Source organism: Steroidobacteraceae bacterium, assembly GCA_041395505.1.
GTDB lineage: Bacteria > Pseudomonadota > Gammaproteobacteria > Steroidobacterales > Steroidobacteraceae > JAWLAG01.
In genome coordinates, this window is sequence record JAWLAG010000001.1 from 638,330 (window position 1) to 653,473 (window position 15,144).

Genomic DNA, 15,144 nt, shown 5'->3' on the forward strand with positions numbered 1-15,144 from the left:
GGTTGTGCCGTGGTCCTGCGCCAGATGCAGCAACTCCTGGCCGCGATCTACGATCTGCCGGCCGGCCGCAATATCTATGACTTCCTGATCACCGATCCGGCGCTGCTGCCCGAGGGAGCGCGAGTCGGGCCGGTCGATGAGCAGTTGATCCTGGACGATGACGGCGCACAGCTCGGCGTCGGCTTGTTTCTCGATGCAGCAGTGCTCGAGCGCCTTGGTCGTGACAATCCTATCGACATGCTCTGCTCGCGCAACGTGCAGGATTGTCTGACCGCGCTCGAAGGCGTCAGCCACTTTGCCTATATAGAATGGAGTGCGCGTCACGATCGGCCAGTGACTTTGCTCGAACTCGAACTGCAGGCAGAAGTCGACAAATACGTTGCCAGCCTGTGGCTGATGCGTGCCCAGCAGCCCGAGCGCTTCCCGCACGAATTGCACCGGCTACTCTTCCAGCAGGCGCGGGTCGATGAAGACATGGCGCTCGAGAGGACCGACCTCTACCGCCAGGCGAGCCGCTGGGCGGCGCGCTTCTGCCAGCACGTGGCGCGTCAGGCCGAGCGCCCGACCCGCTCTACCGCGGCTGCGCTCATCGCGCAGTTGCGCAGGTTCTACCGCCTGACCAACCAGCGCAAGCGGGAATTCATCCGGCGCGAGGTCGCTGTTGCCGCGGGTTAGAATCGACGGGACAGTGGGCCAGGTTCTACTCTTCGTCGGGTTGATTGGCGCGTTCCGCCATCTGCCGCTGCAACTTGATCCACTCGCCGAGCTTCTTGAGATCCCGCCGGCCTGGCCGGACCGTTTGGCCGGCATCGACGCGGCCAGCGGTGCCGACGCGCGCATAGGGATCGAAACCACTCTGGCTGGTGCTCGACAGGGACGGCGCCCAGCCACGATCGCCCTTGTCCGAGGCGATTTCGAGTTCGGCGTTGTCGAGGGCGGACCCGGGTTTTTTACTCATTCTTGGTCAGACCTGCGTTGCACGCAGTTGCGGGCTATAGACAGTCTAGCCGAGCGGAACGCGGCAAAGCGTGACGGCGCTCACGTAAGCAGATAACGCAGCCAGGCAACGCAGGTTTTGCTGTCGTTGATCTCGCCTCTGACAATCATCGCCTGCAGGCGCGAGCGAGCGAGCCAATGTACCTCGAAGACTTCATTCGGCTCGGGTGCGATGTCGGCGGGCGCCAGGTCGCAGGCGTGATAGAGATGGACAACCTCGGTGAAAACGCCGGGTGAACTCAATACCGTGCCGAGTTCGCGCCAGCTGCGTGCCTTGACTCCGCCTTCCTCGATCAACTCACGCCTGGCGGTCTCCTGCGGCGGTTCGTCGATTTCGAGTTTGCCGGCCGGCAATTCCCAGATCCAACCGCCCGCTGCATGGCGGAATTGACGCAGCATGCAAAACCGCTGGTGTTCATCTTCGGCCAGAACGGCTGCACCGCCCGGGTGATGCACGATCTCGAGGTCGCACTGGCTGCCATTCGGCAGGCGCACGGTCTCGACATTGACCGAAATTACAGAACCCCTGAAACGGTTGTGCGACTCTATTAGCATGGTTGCCTGCCCGCTGTACCAGCGTGCAACAATGCCGCAACAGGGGAGGCGCTGTCATGCAATATCGACTGCTCGGAAGAACGGGCATCAAGGTATCGGAACTCTCGCTGGGTACGATGACCTTCGGAACGGAGTTCGGGTTTGGCGCAGAAGAGGCGGCCAGCCGCTCGATGTTCGACTACTACCTCGAGCAGGGCGGAAACTTCATCGATACCGCCAACCTCCACAACGCGGGCAGCAGCGAGACCTACCTTGGCCGGTTCATCGGGGCGTCGCGGTCGCGCATCGTCCTCGCCACCAAGTTCACCATGAGCGGCGATGCCGGCAACATCAACGCCGGCGGCAGCTCGCGCAAGAGCCTGCACCTGTCGCTGCACAACAGCCTGCGGCGGTTGCAGACGGATTACATCGACCTGCTGTGGGTGCACATGTGGGATTCACTGACCGGAATCGAGGAATTGCTGCGCGCGCTCGACGATGTCGTGCGCCAGGGCAAGGTGCTCAGCATCGGGTTTTCGAACTACCCCGCCTGGGTGGTGGCTCGAGCGAGCGAGCAGGCCTTGCTGCGCAATCTGAGCGTCCCGGTCGCACTGCAGGTCCAGTACAGCCTCGTCGAACGCAATGTCGAGCACGAGCTGCTGCCCTGTGCGGCCCAATATGGCATGACGATCACGGCCTGGAGTCCGCTCGCCGGCGGCTTCCTGTCCGGCAAGTACAGCGCCGATCCGGCCGTGCGTGCCAAGCAGTCCGGGCGGCTGCAGACCGCGAGCTGGGGCAGTCTCTACAGCGATCGCAATTTCGCGATAGCCGCAGCCGTTGCCCAGGTCGCGCGCGAGTGCGGTCGCAGCAGTGCGCAGGTTGCATTGCGCTGGCTCATGCAGCGGCCCGGCAATGTCTTGCCGATCATCGGGGCGCGCACGCTCGAGCAGCTGCGCGACATCATGCAGTCCGCCGAGTTCACCTTGAGCAGTGAGCAGCTTGCTGCGCTCGATGGCTCCAGCGCGCCAGCACCGCACTATCCGCAATCACTGCTGGCTTCGCCACGCCTGCGCGGCATGATGCACGGCAGCGAAATCGACCGACTCAGGTGACCCTGGCTGCGCCCCGCTGGCGCGAGCGTCCGTGGTACTCGGGGTTCGGCATCATTTCGGTCGCTGTCGCCAGGCGGTTGGTCATGTTGAAAAACGACGCCACGGCGGCAATGTCCCAGATGTCGCGCTTGCGAAATCCCGCTCGCAGTAATTTGCGGCGCTCGCTGGCATCGCATTCGGCAGGCTGGCGAGTCAGCCGGTCGGCGAAGTCGAGCATCGTCCGCTGGCGCGGCGTCAGGTTGGCGGCGCGGTAGTTCATCACCAGCAGCTCGCCGAGCTCGGGGTCGCCCGAGAGCTCGCGCACTGCCTGGCCGTGCGCCACCAGGCAGTAGTAGCAATGGTTTGCCGACGACACCACCACCGCGATCATCTCCCTTTCGAGCTCGCTCAGGCCTGATTTCGCGAACATCAAGTCGTTGTACATGTCGATGAAGGCGCGCAATTTCACGGTGTCGAAACTGTATGCGGCCAGCACATTCGGCAGGAAGCCAATCTTCTCCTCGCAGATACGGAAATACTTGGCCAGATCCGCAGGCAGTGCGCGCCTTGATTTCGGCCGCAACCCGAGCGCTGTAAGTCGACGCGGTTGATAGCGGCGTCCGGTGGTCATGATCGCCTCGCAACATGGACAGGCCGGTGATCATTGCGCAATCGCCGGGCAGCGGCAACCGGCGCGACTCGATCGCCAGATCTCGGTATCATCGCCGCTCATGTCGGTCTCCGCCCATCTGACACAACTGAATGGCCCGCAACGCCAGGCGGTCACACACGGCGAAGCCGTAAGCGACAGGGAGTTCAGTGCCGGCCCGCTGCTGATCATCGCCGGCGCCGGTACCGGCAAGACCAACACGCTGGCCTTCCGCGTGGCACACCTGGTGCTGCACGGCGTGGATCCGGCGCGAATCCTGATGTTGACCTTCACCCGCCGCGCCGCGCTCGAGATGCGCCGACGTGCGCATGACATCGTCAAGACCGCGTTGAACGATACCCTGGGGGACAAGGCGAAGGCCATTGCGCAGCGCCTGGGCTGGGCCGGGACATTTCATTCAGTCGGCAACCGCCTGTTGCGTCATTACGCGCAGCATATCGGCCTCGATCCGCAATTCAGCGTGGCCGATCGCGGCGATGCGGCCGACCTGCTCGATGACGTGCGCCAACAGCTGGGCCTTGCCACCAAAGAGCAACGATTTCCGCGCAAGGACAGCTGCCTTGCCATTTATTCGTATCGGGTGAATACCCAGCGACCGCTGCAGGAGGTTCTGGAGCGGCAGTTTCCCTGGTGCCTGCAATGGCAGGACGACCTCACGCGCCTGTTTCGCGCCTATGTCGAGCGCAAGCAGAAGTACGCGCTTCTCGATTACGACGACCTGCTGTTGTACTGGCACGTGCTCATGAGCGAACCGCGCCTGGCGCAGCATGTCGGCTCGCATTTCGATCACATACTCGTCGACGAATACCAGGATACCAATCGCCTGCAGGCGGACATCCTGCGCGCGCTGCGCCCAAACGGTCAGGGCGTGACGGTGGTTGGCGATGACGCGCAGTCGATCTACTCATTCCGCGCTGCCGAGGTCGAGAACATACTCGGCTTCCCGGATCAGTACGAGCCGAAAGCCACGATCGTTACGCTGGCGCAGAACTATCGCTCGACGCAGCAGGTGCTCGACGCGGCCAATGCGCTGATGTCCGATGCACCGCGACAATTTCGCAAGCACCTGCTGTCGATACGCGGCGATGGGGCGAAGCCGCGCTATGTCACGGTCGATGACCTGGCCGCCCAGGCCGAATACGTCTGCACGCAGATTCTCAAGCAGCGCGAAGCGAATGTGGCGCTGCGCCGCCAGGCCGTGTTGTTTCGAAGCGCGAGCCATAGCGATCTGCTCGAGGTTGAGCTGACCAAACGAAAGATCCCCTTCGTGAAGTACGGCGGACTCAAGTTTCTCGAAGCGAGCCACGTCAAGGATTTCCTGGCGGTCCTGCGCTGGGCCGACAATCTGCGAAATTCGCTGGCGGCCTTGCGTACCATGCAGCTGTTGCCGGGCGTCGGTCCGGTCAATGCGCGCAAGGCGGTCGACCTGCTCGAAGCGGCGAATGGCAGCCTGCACTCGCTCAAGGCCTACGAGGCGCCGCCCGAGGCGCGCATGCTCTGGCCGAAGCTCCTCGCGCTGATGGAAATGCTCGCGACCCCCAAGAGCCCCTGGCCGGCGCAGCTACGTGCCGTGCGGGAGTGGTACCAGCCACACCTCGAGCGACTGTACGAGCAATACCACACGCGCATTGGCGATCTCGATCAGCTCGAAGTCCTGGCCGGGCAATACCCCTCGCGCGAGCGCTTCGTAACCGAACTCACGCTCGATCCGCCGAACGCCACCAGCGATCTGTCCGGCAAGCCGCACCTCGACGACGACTACCTGGTGCTCTCGACGATCCACTCCGCCAAGGGCATGGAGTGGGAGAGCGTGTTCGTGCTGAACGTCGTCGACGGCAGTTTCCCGTCGGAGTTCGCGACCGGCTCGCCCGATCAGATCGAGGAGGAGCGGCGCTTGCTGTATGTCGGCATGACCAGGGCGCGCCGTGACCTGCACCTGATCGCGCCGCTGCGTTTTCCGCTCACCAATCAGCCGCGCAACGCCGATGGCCACGTCTATGGCGGACGCAGTCGATTCGTCAACGAAAAATTCCTGAAAACGTTCGACGAAGTGGCCTTCCACGGCTCGCACCTGTCGGAGGTCGGCCTGCAAGGCGCGGCGGCGGCGGTGCAGGTCGATGCGGCCAGACGCATCAAGGACATGTGGTGAGCTGCGGGTCTATTTCTCCGGCTTGACGAATCGCAGTGTGAAGCGATCGCTCTCGCCGATCTTCAACATGCGTTCGCGATCGGCCTGGCCCATGCGCAGCGTCGGCGGCAGTGCCCAGACGCCGGCTTCATAGTCCTTGGTATCGGCTCCGTTGGCGTTGATGGCCGATTTCGCGACCAGGCGGAAGCCGCCGGCTTCGATCCGTTCGACGGCGAATGTTTCATTGACATAGCCGCTGCGGGCCTTCGGGTCCTGTGGCTGGCCGTCGTTGCCGCGGTGTTCGACCACGCCGAAGATTCCACCGGGCTTCAGCGCCCGGAATGCGGCGGCGACCACGGCGTCGAGCTCACCGCGTCCCATCCAACTGTGCAGGTTGCGAAACGTGAGCACCATGTCGGCGCTCCCGGCCGGCGCAATCTCGTTGACCGAATCACCGAGGGTCGTGATGATGACGCGGTCATAGCTCCCGGGGTCGCTTGCGAGCTTGTCGCGAAATCGCGCAAGCCCGGTCGTGATGTAGCTGCTGTCAGGGGAGGGCGGCCACTGCGCCGCATAGAATCGGCCGTGTTCGCGCAACAGCGGTGCAAGGATCTCGGTGTACCAGCCGTCGGCACCTGGCCACAGCTCGACCACGGTCATCTCGGGTCGCAAGCCAAAGAAAAGCAGGGTTTCCTTCGGATGGCGGTAACGATCGCGTGCGCGGTGCTCTTCGCTGCGCTGCGCGCCGGCAAGCACCTGCGAGATGGCAAGTGCGGCATCCTGCCGGTCGGCAACGGGCGCACTTGCGCAGGCGCAAAGAAGCCCAGTCAGCAGCGCGGCTGCCAGCCTCGTGCAACCAGGGAGCGGGCTCGAGTTCAACGGTCGCGAGTTCAATGGTCGCGAGGCGGGCCGCCGCCACCGCCGCGTGGGCGGGGCGGGCGTTGCTGGGCCTCATTGACCCGCAAGGCCCGGCCATTGAGCTCATGCCCGTTGAGCGCATCGATGGCTGCCTGGGCATCGGCTTGCGGCATATCCACGAATCCGAAGCCGCGCGGCCGGCCGGTTTCGCGGTCGTTGATGAGTTTCACCGATTCGACCTTGCCATAGCGTTCGAACAGAACCTTGACGTCGGCATCGGTGGCCGAGAACGGCAGATTGCCTACATAAATCGTCGTCATTCGATCGTCTCTCTCGCAGCTGGCCGCCGAACCCGCGGTGGCTGCGGTCCGGCACGACCCGTCAACACGAAAACCCTCGTGCCAACGATGCTACTCCCGAGCAGGGACCCAGGCAAACCCGCCGCTGGCGGCGCCGTCAATGGCGCGCTGGTGGCGCCTCCGGCGCGACCTGCTTGCGGAAATATGTCCAGCTGGTTTCGTTGGGCCGCTTGTCATCGAGCGGCGGCGGCGACTTCCAGAGCGGATAGTCACGCTCAATCAAACTGCGAAACGCCTCGGGCAGTTCGTCCCAGCTGCCGAGCTTGCGCCCGGCGCTGTGAAAATAGAGCAGGCCGCTGCGATCACCCATTTCCATCCACGGCAGCCATCCGGATATCCTCACCCAGCCAACCTGCACCGGTGCCGATGTGACGCTTTGGTCCGTCAGGGCGGCGATCGGCCCGAAGAAATTGAACATCTCGGTGGCGTGATAGGTGCCGCCAATGTATTTCTGATAGTCGCCGCCGAGCGGGTTGCGATAGAAAAGCGGCACGGTGAGGGTCTGCCACCACTGGTCGCCGCTGACCGTGCCGCGCCAACTGACCGGCTTGCCATCGCGGCCGAGCGGGAAGAGCGGCGGCTGATTCACAGGGTCGTTCGCGGTCTGCACGACCTTGACCGCGGCGCCGGTCCAGGGATTGTTCCATTCCGTCAATGGTTCGCCAGTGGCCGGGTCGACATAGATGAGCAGTTCGCGGCTCACCAGGCGCCAGCCCTTGCCGCGCTGCGGGTCGTTGATGGTCGCGCAGGCGCGGATATTCATGCCGATCACGTCGAACAGCTTGCGGTCCGCTTCGCCTGGTACCCGGCTGTAGGTCTCGCCATGCCAGTAGTAGGTAACTGCTTCACCATCGACCATCGAGCATTGGACCTTACGCATCGCAGCAAGTGCGCCATCGGCGGTGTAGATGTCGAGTGGTTCGGCCTGCGTCGCGACAGCGACCAAAGCGGTGAATGCGATCAGTGCCGATGCTGGGAGCTTGTTGGCCATGTTGGCGGATCCTTACTTGCCGGTCTTGTTGTCAGTGAGCCAGTTGCGAACCCGCGGGTCAACCGGCGCGACCGGCGTGCGATCGCGCGCGAGTTCCGACAGGACACGGGAGGTGAACTCGCCGAGCGATCGATTGCGCTCAAGCGCTTCGTCGACGTCTGGCTGGTAGCGCTCGAGCGCAGTGCGGCTCACTGTGCCCTGGCCGGCAAGCACAGCTTCGAGCGTCTGCAAACGCTCGCGCAGGATGTGCACTTCCGCGGTCAGGGCGACGATCGCGCCTACCGCGTTGTCCATGGGCACATCGTGCAGGAGGAGCGGTTCATGATCGGTGACCGGGCCGGACAGCGCTGCCTTGGGTACGGTTTTCTTCGCGCTCATCGCGTGAACTCGTAGTAGTACCAGAAACTGCTCGAGGCGCGGCGGCGCTCGGGGCGGATGACCGAGTCGATGAGTGCCTCGAAGGGCTCGATGCGCACTCCTGAAAATCCGGCGGCGCGCGCCAGTTCCGCAATCGGCACATCGTACCAGGGCACGGCATAGGTCTCGTTGTTGAGCCAGCCATGGGCATGCTGCAACGCATTCTGGAACGCATCGCCCGGCCGCAGATGAAACTCGTGACCCGCGAACAGGCCGCCGGGCTTCAGTACGCGGCGTGCCTCGGCGAGCAAGGCCGGCAGGCTGCGCGGTGGCAGCTCATGCAGCATGAAATTGAAGAAGACGAGATCGAAGTGCTCGTCCGGATAATCGAGGTGCTCGAGGTCCTGCTGCGAAAACCTGAGCGACATGCCGTTCTCGAGTGCGCGCCGGTGCGCAAGCTTCAGGCAGGGCGCTGACAGGTCAACGCCATGACACTCGGATTGCGGATGCAGTCGTTGCCAGTCGATCAGGGCCGCGCCATGACCCGTGCCCCAGTCGAGCACGCGTGCGTATTCGCGCTGCGGAAACATGCGAAACAGCAGGCGGTAGATGTTGTTTGCATCCGCGTGCTGGGCCACGGTAGTGCGCCGACCCAGCTCGTAAGCGAGGCCATCGAGCGCGTCGTGCGTGACGCCGCCCGTGTGCTGATGAAACGGCACGAAACGGAAATAGTCGGGTATGGCAAGGTCCGGGTCGAGCCGCAACCGCTCGCCTGCCAGGCCCACGGCTGCCTCGAGCCCTGATTGCAGTCGTTGCCTCTGGCTGTCGAGCGCCGCGAAGATGCCGAGGGACGCCCGGTGATATTTGAAGCGCTGCAGGTGGCGGAAGTACCAGCTGTAGAGCTGGAACTGCGGCAGGTCATCGAGCAGCCGGGTCGCTGCCGCAGCGTCGGTCGGTGGCTTCGGCGCGTTCGCGGCGGCCTGCTGGTACTTCGCGTGCATGGCAACGACCAGCTCGCCGTCCATGTACTGGCGCGCCGCGCGCAGAAACTCATGGTAGGCGCGGAATTCCCGCGACTCTTCGAGTTGCAGCCGCGGCAGGTCGGCAGGCTCGGCCGTTGCTGTGCGGGCGGGCAATGCACTCATGGCATTCAGCCTGCCACATTTGCCGGTGCGCCTCCAGAGTCGCGCGATCCTGCGCTACGCTACGGTCATGAGGAATCCCTTGCGCTATCACCTGGTCAACGTCTTCTGCGTTGCGGGGCAGTCCATCAGCGGCAATGCGCTGGCTGTCTTCGAGCCTTCCGAGCCGTTGGGCACGGACCTGCAGCAGGCGCTCGCGCTGCAGATGAATCTGTCGGAAACGACATTCATCAGCGGCGTCACGGCAGGTCGTGCCCATGTGCGCATTTTCACGCCGAGCTACGAAATGCCGTTCGCCGGGCATCCGTCCCTGGGAACGGCCGAGGTATTGCGTCGTCTCGGACATTGTGCGAGCGACATCGTGCTGCAGGTACCGGCGGGCGCCGTGCCGCTGCGGCGCGACCAGGATATCTGGACGCTGCAACGGCCGTTTGGCAGCGTACGGCCTGCCGGGCTCGACGCAGCGGTACTCGCCGCGGCGCTCGGCCTCGGGGCACCCGACCTCGCGGGCGAGGCTGTCTGGGTCGATACCGGCGCCTGCCAGTTGCTGCTGCCGCTCGCCACGGCGGGCGCCCTTGATCGCCTCGCGCCGCAATACGCGCAGTTGCTTGGCTTGATGCCACCCGGCCAGGCGCTGCAGATCTATTTGTTTCACGATGACGGGCAGAAGGTGAGCGCGCGCTTCCTGTTCGACGACGGCTTTGCGCTTCGGGAAGATCCCGCGACCGGCTCGGCCTGTGCCAACCTCGGCGCCTGGCTCCATGCACAAGCGCCTCGCGGCGCGCAACGGCGAATCTCGCAGGGCGCGCAGGTGCGACGACCGAGCGAGCTGCATCTTGGCATCGTGCCGGGCAGAGGAATCGAAGTCGGCGGCCGGGTGACCTATCTCGGCAGCGGCGAAATTGCGCTGCCCTGACCCGCTCCTATCCGCTGATCCGGTGCGGGGGCATGAAACAGGCTTTACTCGAGGTAGGCGTAGCCCGCCAGTTCGCTCTCGTAGAAGCGCTTCAGGGCCTGGCTTTCCTCGACACTCATCCGGCCATCGCGTATCGCACGCTCGCAGTCGCGGCTGAGTGCGGGCGAGAGTTCGGCGACGTCATATTCCATGTATTCCAGTACCTGGCTTGCCGTGTCACCCTTGACCACTTCCTCGATCCACCAACCGCCTTCATCGTGCAACCGGATGTGCACGACGTGGGTATCGCCGAAAAGATTGTGCAGGTCTCCCAGCGTTTCCTGGTAGGCGCCCACCAGGAATGCGGCAAGGTAGTACTCCTCGCCCTGTTCGACCGGATGCAGTTCGAGTGTTCGTTTGACATCGCGGCGTGACACGAAGCGATCGATCTTGCCGTCGGAATCGCAGGTGATGTCCGCAAGGATTCCCCGTCGCGATGGCCGTTCATCGAGCCGGTGGATCGGCATGATGGGAAACAGCTGATCGATCGCCCAGCTGTCCGGGAGCGACTGGAAGACAGAGAAGTTGCAGAAGTAGATATCCGAGAGCATCGACTCGAGGCCGTCGAGTTCCTCGGGTCGGCGGTCGAGGCGGGCCGCGACATCGCGTACGCGCGCACAGATCGCCCAGAAGATGCGCTCGGCGAAACCGCGGTCCTTGAGGCTCAACAGGCCGAGGTTGAACATCTGCAGCGCCTGTTCCCGGCCAGTGAGCGCGTCGTGATAACACTCGATCAGCCGACGTTCACTGATATCGGCGTAGGCCTCGATCAGGTCCTGGATGGGTTGTGGCAGGTCCTCCGGCTGCGGCAGGTCGCGGATTTCGTCCACCCGGTAATGATCGAAGGTCGATGACCCGAGGGTGTTGAACACCAGCACGCTGTGATGCGCGGCGATCGCGCGACCCGACTCGCTGACGATCATCGGGTGCGGGATGCCGCGGGCGTTGCAGACACTGGCGATGCGGTAGACGACGTCGTTCGCATACTCGTGCAGAGTGTAGTTGATGGACGAACTGAAATTCGTGCCGCTGCCGTCGTAATCGACACCCAGTCCGCCGCCCACGTCGATGTAGCGCAGCCCGGCGCCAAGCTGTTGCAATTCCGCGTACACGTGGGCCAATTCGTTGATGGCTTCCTTCACGCGCCGGATGTCCTGCAACTGGCTGCCGGGGTGACAGTGCACGAGTTCGAAACACTCGAGCATGCCTTCCGCACGCAATGTCTCGACCGCCTCGAGGATTTCCGAGACGAACAGGCCGAACTTGGATTTGTCGCCTGCCGAGTCGCGCCAGCGGCCGGAGCCTTCGCTGGCCAGTTTGACGCGTATGCCAATGTGCGGGCGCACGTCGTACTTGCGCGCGTATTTGAGGATCAGGCCGAGCTCGGCATAGTTCTCGACCACCGGGATGATGCGCCGCCCGAGTTTGGTCGCGAGGATGCAGGCCTCGATATAGCTGTCATCCTTGAAGCCGTTGCAGACGATCATGCGCTCGCCGCAGTTCTCGCTCATCGCGAGCACGGCGAGCAGCTCGGGTTTTGAGCCTGCTTCGAGGCCGAAACCGAATTGCTCGCCGTAGCGATAGACTTCCTGGACGACCAGCCGTTGCTGGTTGACCTTGATGGGAAATACCGCTGCATAGGAGCCGCGGTACTCGTTCTCGGCAATCGCCTGCGCAAATGCATTGTGCAGGTGGCGCAGCCGGTGATTGAGCACGTCGGAGAACCGCAGCACGACCGGTGTCGTCAGGTCGCGCTGCTTGAGACCTTCGACGACTTCGTAAAGATCGATCTCGGCATCATCGTTGCCGCGCGGCCGCACGACCACGTGCCCGGCGGCATTGATCGCAAAGTAGCCCTTGCCCCAGGCACCGATCTCGTAGACGTCGGCCGAGTCCTCGACGCTCCAGCCGTTCGCCGCGCGGCGTCGCGCGCTGGCGGCGCTGTCTGTAGCCGTGGTTTTATCGTTGCTCATGTCTCGCTGCGACTGTCGCTGTTCATGGGCCCGTCGCGATGGCGCGGCGGGAGTCGGTGATCCATTCGCTCCAGGAGCCGGCGTAGAGCCTGCCGCCGCCGAGGCCGGCGTGCTCCAGTGCCAGCAGATTATGGCAGGCGGTTACGCCTGAGCCACACATACTGATGATCTCGCGGCCCGTGGCGCCGAGGCGCGTATCGAATCCCTCGCGAAGGTGCTGCGGCGAGTGGAACTTGCCGCTCGCCGTGAGATTGGTTGCGAACGGCAGGTTGATCGCGCCCGGTATGTGACCGGCCACCGGATCGATGGTTTCATTCTCGCCGCGAAAGCGATCGGCGGCCCGTGCATCGATCAGCATGGCGCGGCCGGTCACCAGCGCCGCCTCGACGTCGCGCGTGCTCACGGCCTGCACGAGCGCGGCAGCAGCCGAGAATTCGGCGGCAATGGATCGGGGCGGATGGTTGTCAATTGGCCGGCCGCCCGCGCACCAGGCCGCAAACCCGCCGTCGAGCACCGCAACCGCGCGATGCCCGAGCCACCGCGCAAGCCACCACAGCCGCGCCGCGAACATGCCATTGCCCTGATCGTAGGCAACGATCTGCGTATCGGACGTGATGCCCCAACGACCGAACTGCGCGGCGAGGCGCGTTCGGTCTGGCAGGGGATGGCGGCCGCTCGTGCGCTGGCGCGGCGCGGACAGGTCGCGGTCGAGGTGGGCGTACAGCGCGCCGGGAATATGCGCCTCGCGCCATCTGGCCTCGCCCCAATCCGGGTTCAGCAGATCGAAGCGGCAGTCGATGATCGTCACGGCGCCGCCATGGCGGCGTGTCTCGAGCTCGCTGTCGCCGATCAGTGTAGTGTAGAGCATGCAGGGGAAGATTTCGGTGCGGGCGGCTAATCGCTACAATCCGCGCCAATTCTAACTGGATACCGACATGGCGATCGACGTCTATTGGGGCAGCGGCAGCCCGTATGGGTGGCGGGTGCTCCTCGCACTCGAGCACAAGAAGCTGCCCTACAACTCCCATCTGCTGCAATTCTCGCGGCAGGAGCACAAATCGCCGCACATGCTGCGCATGAATCCGCGCGGCAAGGTGCCGGTTCTGAAGGATGGGGACTACGTCGTATTCGAATCGCTCGCCATCCTCTATTACCTCGATCTGAAATATCCCGAACCTGCAATGTTCGGCCGCTCACCGGAGGAGGCTGCGGTGGTCATGCGGGTCATCTGCGAATACCAGGCATATATCGAAGAGCACGTCATGAAGATCACGCGCGCGATCTTCGATTCGGATTCGCATATCAGTCACCAGGAGCTCACCGCGAGCATGCATGCGGTGGCGAGCGAGGCGCGTACGATCGAGGATCGCATGTCGCGCTCGGACTGGATCGTTGGCGATTGCGTGTCGGCAGCCGATTTCGTGATCTATCCGGGCATCATGTTGTTGCGTCGTGCCCTCGAGCGCCCGGCTGCGCGCGAGCTGGCAACGCGTTTCCTGCCGGTTTCGGTCAACTACCCGGCGCTTGGCGGCTGGCTCAAGCGCATCGAAAAATTGCCGGGGTATGAGCGCACCTATCCGCCGCATTGGCGCATTTGAACGATACCGCAGGCATTGCTACCCTCGCTGTTACGCGTATCGCTGAGTTTCTGGTTGGGATCATGAGCAAACACAAGATTCATTTCGATTTCCCCGGGCGCATCATCATGGTGGGCTGCGGCAGTATTGGCCAGGGCGTGCTGCCACTGATCCTGCGGCACGTAGGCACAAGTGCCGACCGCATCAGCATCGTCACCAAGGACGATCGCGGCTCGGAAGCGGCGCGCGCGCTCGGCGTGAAGTTCGAAAAGCACTCTCTCACCCCGGAGAACTACCGACGCATACTCACGCCGATGCTTGGCCGGGGCGATTTTCTCGTCAACGTCTCGGTCGATGTCTCCTCGCTTGCGCTGATCCGGCTGTGCTGGGAGCGTGGCGCGATGTACCTCGATACCTGCATCGAGCCCTGGGCAGGTGGCTACACCGATCCCGCGACGCCGATCGCGAAGCGCACGAACTATGCACTGCGCGAGGAAGCGCTGGCGCTCAAGGCGGGCAATGAGCGTGCACCTACGGCCGTGATCACGCATGGTGCGAATCCCGGTCTCGTGTCGCATTTCGTCAAGCAGGCCATGTTGAACATCGCCAAGGACTGCGGTGTCGATGTCGCGGTGCCGGCGAATCGAGCCGACTGGGCGGCACTTGCGCGCAAGCTTGCGGTCAGTGTAGTGCACATCGCCGAGCGCGATACCCAGTTGTCGACCGTACGCAAGCAGCCGGGCGAGTTTGTCAATACGTGGTCGATCGACGGGTTCGTCAGCGAGGGGTCGCAACCCGCCGAGCTCGGCTGGGGTACGCACGAACGCCACTTCCCGCGCGATGCACGCCGACATGATTTCGGTCGTGGCTCGGCAATCTATCTGATGCAGCCGGGGGCCGCGACGCGCGTGCGCACCTGGACGCCGAAAGCGGGACACATCCACGGCTGGCTCATCACCCATGGCGAATCGATCTCGATTTCCGACTATTTCACGGTGCGTGATGGCGCGCAGGTCGTGTATCGGCCAACGGTCCACTACGCCTACCATCCCTGTGACGACGCGGTGCTCAGTCTGCACGAGTTCGCGGGCAACAACTGGCAGCTGCAGGCAAAGCAGCGTCTGCTGATGAGCGAAATTCCGCCGGGCGGCATCGATGAGCTCGGTGTGCTGCTTGCAGGCCATGCGCGCAATGCCTATTGGTACGGATCGCAATTGTCGATCGACGAAGCGCGGACGCTCGTACCCTACAACAATGCCACCAGCCTGCAGGTCACGGTTGCCGTGCTGTCGGGCATGATCTGTGCCATGGAAAGCCCCAACAGCGGCCTGCTCGAGCCGGACGAGCTCGATTACAAGCGCAATCTGGAGATCTGCAATCCTTACCTCGGCCCGGTCGTCGGCGCCTACACCGACTGGACGCCACTGACCGAGCGCGAACGACTGTTCCCCGAAGACATCGATACCTCCGACCCGTGGCAGTTCAAGAACGTAAGGGTTATCTAGAGCGCGTG

At 63.7% G+C, this 15,144-nt stretch carries 16 protein-coding genes; 6 read left to right on the plus strand and 10 right to left on the minus strand.

All coding sequences use genetic code 11. The annotated features are described in order from the left end of the window. Positions 1 to 9 precede the first annotated feature (9 nt). Positions 10 to 675: a hypothetical protein gene (locus R3E77_02950; protein ID MEZ5498370.1), complete on the plus strand. Its 666-nt coding sequence runs from the start codon at positions 10 to 12 to the stop codon at positions 673 to 675. A gap of 25 nt (positions 676 to 700) precedes the next feature. On the opposite strand, the gene R3E77_02955 is transcribed toward R3E77_02950, so the two are convergent. After that, positions 701 to 958 (minus strand): hypothetical protein, encoded by a 258-nt coding sequence (locus tag R3E77_02955; GenBank protein ID MEZ5498371.1) that lies wholly within the window; start codon positions 956 to 958, stop codon positions 701 to 703. Positions 959 to 1,038: 80 nt separating this feature from the next. Next, on the minus strand, positions 1,039 to 1,551 hold the full coding sequence (locus tag R3E77_02960) for an NUDIX hydrolase (protein MEZ5498372.1): 513 nt from the start codon (positions 1,549 to 1,551) through the stop codon (positions 1,039 to 1,041). Between the two features lie 56 nt (positions 1,552 to 1,607). Here R3E77_02960 and R3E77_02965 point away from each other — a divergent pair, with 56 nt between their 5' ends. Next, positions 1,608 to 2,642, plus strand: a complete 1,035-nt coding sequence (locus R3E77_02965) for an aldo/keto reductase (GenBank protein ID MEZ5498373.1) — start codon at positions 1,608 to 1,610, stop codon at positions 2,640 to 2,642. Here the strand turns inward: R3E77_02965 and R3E77_02970 are convergent. Then, positions 2,635 to 3,252: a peroxidase-related enzyme gene (locus R3E77_02970; GenBank protein ID MEZ5498374.1), complete on the minus strand. Its 618-nt coding sequence runs from the start codon at positions 3,250 to 3,252 to the stop codon at positions 2,635 to 2,637. The two genes, R3E77_02965 and R3E77_02970, sit on opposite strands and share 8 nt — an antisense overlap. Here R3E77_02970 and R3E77_02975 point away from each other — a divergent pair. After that, positions 3,251 to 5,440, plus strand: a complete 2,190-nt coding sequence (locus tag R3E77_02975) for an ATP-dependent helicase (GenBank protein MEZ5498375.1) — start codon at positions 3,251 to 3,253, stop codon at positions 5,438 to 5,440. The genes R3E77_02970 and R3E77_02975 overlap by 2 nt on opposite strands. A 9-nt stretch (positions 5,441 to 5,449) precedes the next feature. Here the strand turns inward: R3E77_02975 and R3E77_02980 are convergent, their stop codons facing one another. From R3E77_02980 to R3E77_03000, 5 genes are all read right to left on the minus strand, one after another. Continuing rightward, positions 5,450 to 6,298 carry a methyltransferase gene (locus R3E77_02980; GenBank protein MEZ5498376.1) on the minus strand — a complete coding sequence of 283 codons (849 nt, stop codon included), beginning with the start codon at positions 6,296 to 6,298 and terminating at the stop codon, positions 5,450 to 5,452. 11 nt (positions 6,299 to 6,309) lie between these two features. After that, a complete protein-coding gene (locus R3E77_02985; protein ID MEZ5498377.1) occupies positions 6,310 to 6,597 on the minus strand; it encodes an RNA-binding protein in 288 nt (95 codons plus the stop codon). Between the two features lie 136 nt (positions 6,598 to 6,733). Next, the gene (locus R3E77_02990) at positions 6,734 to 7,627 is read right to left on the minus strand and encodes a DUF1838 family protein (protein ID MEZ5498378.1); all 894 of its coding nucleotides are present in this window, start codon (positions 7,625 to 7,627) and stop codon (positions 6,734 to 6,736) included. A gap of 12 nt (positions 7,628 to 7,639) precedes the next feature. Then, the gene (locus R3E77_02995; protein MEZ5498379.1) at positions 7,640 to 8,005 is read right to left on the minus strand and encodes a hypothetical protein; all 366 of its coding nucleotides are present in this window, start codon (positions 8,003 to 8,005) and stop codon (positions 7,640 to 7,642) included. Beyond that, positions 8,002 to 9,129 (minus strand): class I SAM-dependent methyltransferase, encoded by a 1,128-nt coding sequence (locus tag R3E77_03000; GenBank protein ID MEZ5498380.1) that lies wholly within the window; start codon positions 9,127 to 9,129, stop codon positions 8,002 to 8,004. Before R3E77_03000 ends, R3E77_02995 begins: the two co-directional genes overlap by 4 nt. On the opposite strand from R3E77_03000, the gene R3E77_03005 reads away from it, so the two are divergent. Continuing rightward, on the plus strand, positions 9,128 to 10,042 hold the full coding sequence (locus R3E77_03005; protein MEZ5498381.1) for a PhzF family phenazine biosynthesis protein: 915 nt from the start codon (positions 9,128 to 9,130) through the stop codon (positions 10,040 to 10,042). The genes R3E77_03000 and R3E77_03005 overlap by 2 nt on opposite strands. A 44-nt stretch (positions 10,043 to 10,086) precedes the next feature. On the opposite strand, the gene speA is transcribed toward R3E77_03005, so the two are convergent. Both speA and R3E77_03015 read right to left on the minus strand, forming a co-directional pair. Continuing rightward, complete coding sequence (speA, locus tag R3E77_03010) at positions 10,087 to 12,054, minus strand: biosynthetic arginine decarboxylase (GenBank protein ID MEZ5498382.1); 1,968 nt, start codon at positions 12,052 to 12,054, stop codon at positions 10,087 to 10,089. Positions 12,055 to 12,076: 22 nt separating this feature from the next. Next, on the minus strand, positions 12,077 to 12,922 hold the full coding sequence (locus R3E77_03015) for a sulfurtransferase (GenBank protein ID MEZ5498383.1): 846 nt from the start codon (positions 12,920 to 12,922) through the stop codon (positions 12,077 to 12,079). 67 nt (positions 12,923 to 12,989) lie between these two features. On the opposite strand from R3E77_03015, the gene R3E77_03020 reads away from it, so the two are divergent. Both R3E77_03020 and R3E77_03025 read left to right on the plus strand, forming a co-directional pair. Further along, positions 12,990 to 13,652 carry a glutathione S-transferase family protein gene (locus R3E77_03020; protein ID MEZ5498384.1) on the plus strand — a complete coding sequence of 221 codons (663 nt, stop codon included), beginning with the start codon at positions 12,990 to 12,992 and terminating at the stop codon, positions 13,650 to 13,652. A 62-nt stretch (positions 13,653 to 13,714) separates the two neighbouring features. Beyond that, positions 13,715 to 15,136 (plus strand): saccharopine dehydrogenase C-terminal domain-containing protein, encoded by a 1,422-nt coding sequence (locus R3E77_03025; protein ID MEZ5498385.1) that lies wholly within the window; start codon positions 13,715 to 13,717, stop codon positions 15,134 to 15,136. Positions 15,137 to 15,144: the final 8 nt, after the last annotated feature.

Excerpts from the sequence above, each read along its gene's own strand:
- R3E77_03015 (MEZ5498383.1), bottom strand. The coding sequence starts at position 12,922 with ATGCTCTACACTACACTGATCGGCGACAGCGAGCTCGAGACACGCCGC.
- R3E77_02990 (MEZ5498378.1), bottom strand. The coding sequence starts at position 7,627 with ATGGCCAACAAGCTCCCAGCATCGGCACTGATCGCATTCACCGCTTTG.
- R3E77_03025 (MEZ5498385.1), top strand. The coding sequence starts at position 13,715 with ATGAGCAAACACAAGATTCATTTCGATTTCCCCGGGCGCATCATCATG.
- R3E77_02960 (MEZ5498372.1), bottom strand. The coding sequence starts at position 1,551 with ATGCTAATAGAGTCGCACAACCGTTTCAGGGGTTCTGTAATTTCGGTC.
- R3E77_02970 (MEZ5498374.1), bottom strand. The coding sequence starts at position 3,252 with ATGACCACCGGACGCCGCTATCAACCGCGTCGACTTACAGCGCTCGGG.
- R3E77_02955 (MEZ5498371.1), bottom strand. The coding sequence starts at position 958 with ATGAGTAAAAAACCCGGGTCCGCCCTCGACAACGCCGAACTCGAAATC.
- R3E77_02975 (MEZ5498375.1), top strand. The coding sequence starts at position 3,251 with ATGATCGCCTCGCAACATGGACAGGCCGGTGATCATTGCGCAATCGCC.
- R3E77_03020 (MEZ5498384.1), top strand. The coding sequence starts at position 12,990 with ATGGCGATCGACGTCTATTGGGGCAGCGGCAGCCCGTATGGGTGGCGG.
- R3E77_02985 (MEZ5498377.1), bottom strand. The coding sequence starts at position 6,597 with ATGACGACGATTTATGTAGGCAATCTGCCGTTCTCGGCCACCGATGCC.
- R3E77_03000 (MEZ5498380.1), bottom strand. The coding sequence starts at position 9,129 with ATGAGTGCATTGCCCGCCCGCACAGCAACGGCCGAGCCTGCCGACCTG.
- speA (MEZ5498382.1), bottom strand. The coding sequence starts at position 12,054 with ATGAGCAACGATAAAACCACGGCTACAGACAGCGCCGCCAGCGCGCGA.
- R3E77_02995 (MEZ5498379.1), bottom strand. The coding sequence starts at position 8,005 with ATGAGCGCGAAGAAAACCGTACCCAAGGCAGCGCTGTCCGGCCCGGTC.
- R3E77_02965 (MEZ5498373.1), top strand. The coding sequence starts at position 1,608 with ATGCAATATCGACTGCTCGGAAGAACGGGCATCAAGGTATCGGAACTC.
- R3E77_03005 (MEZ5498381.1), top strand. The coding sequence starts at position 9,128 with ATGGCATTCAGCCTGCCACATTTGCCGGTGCGCCTCCAGAGTCGCGCG.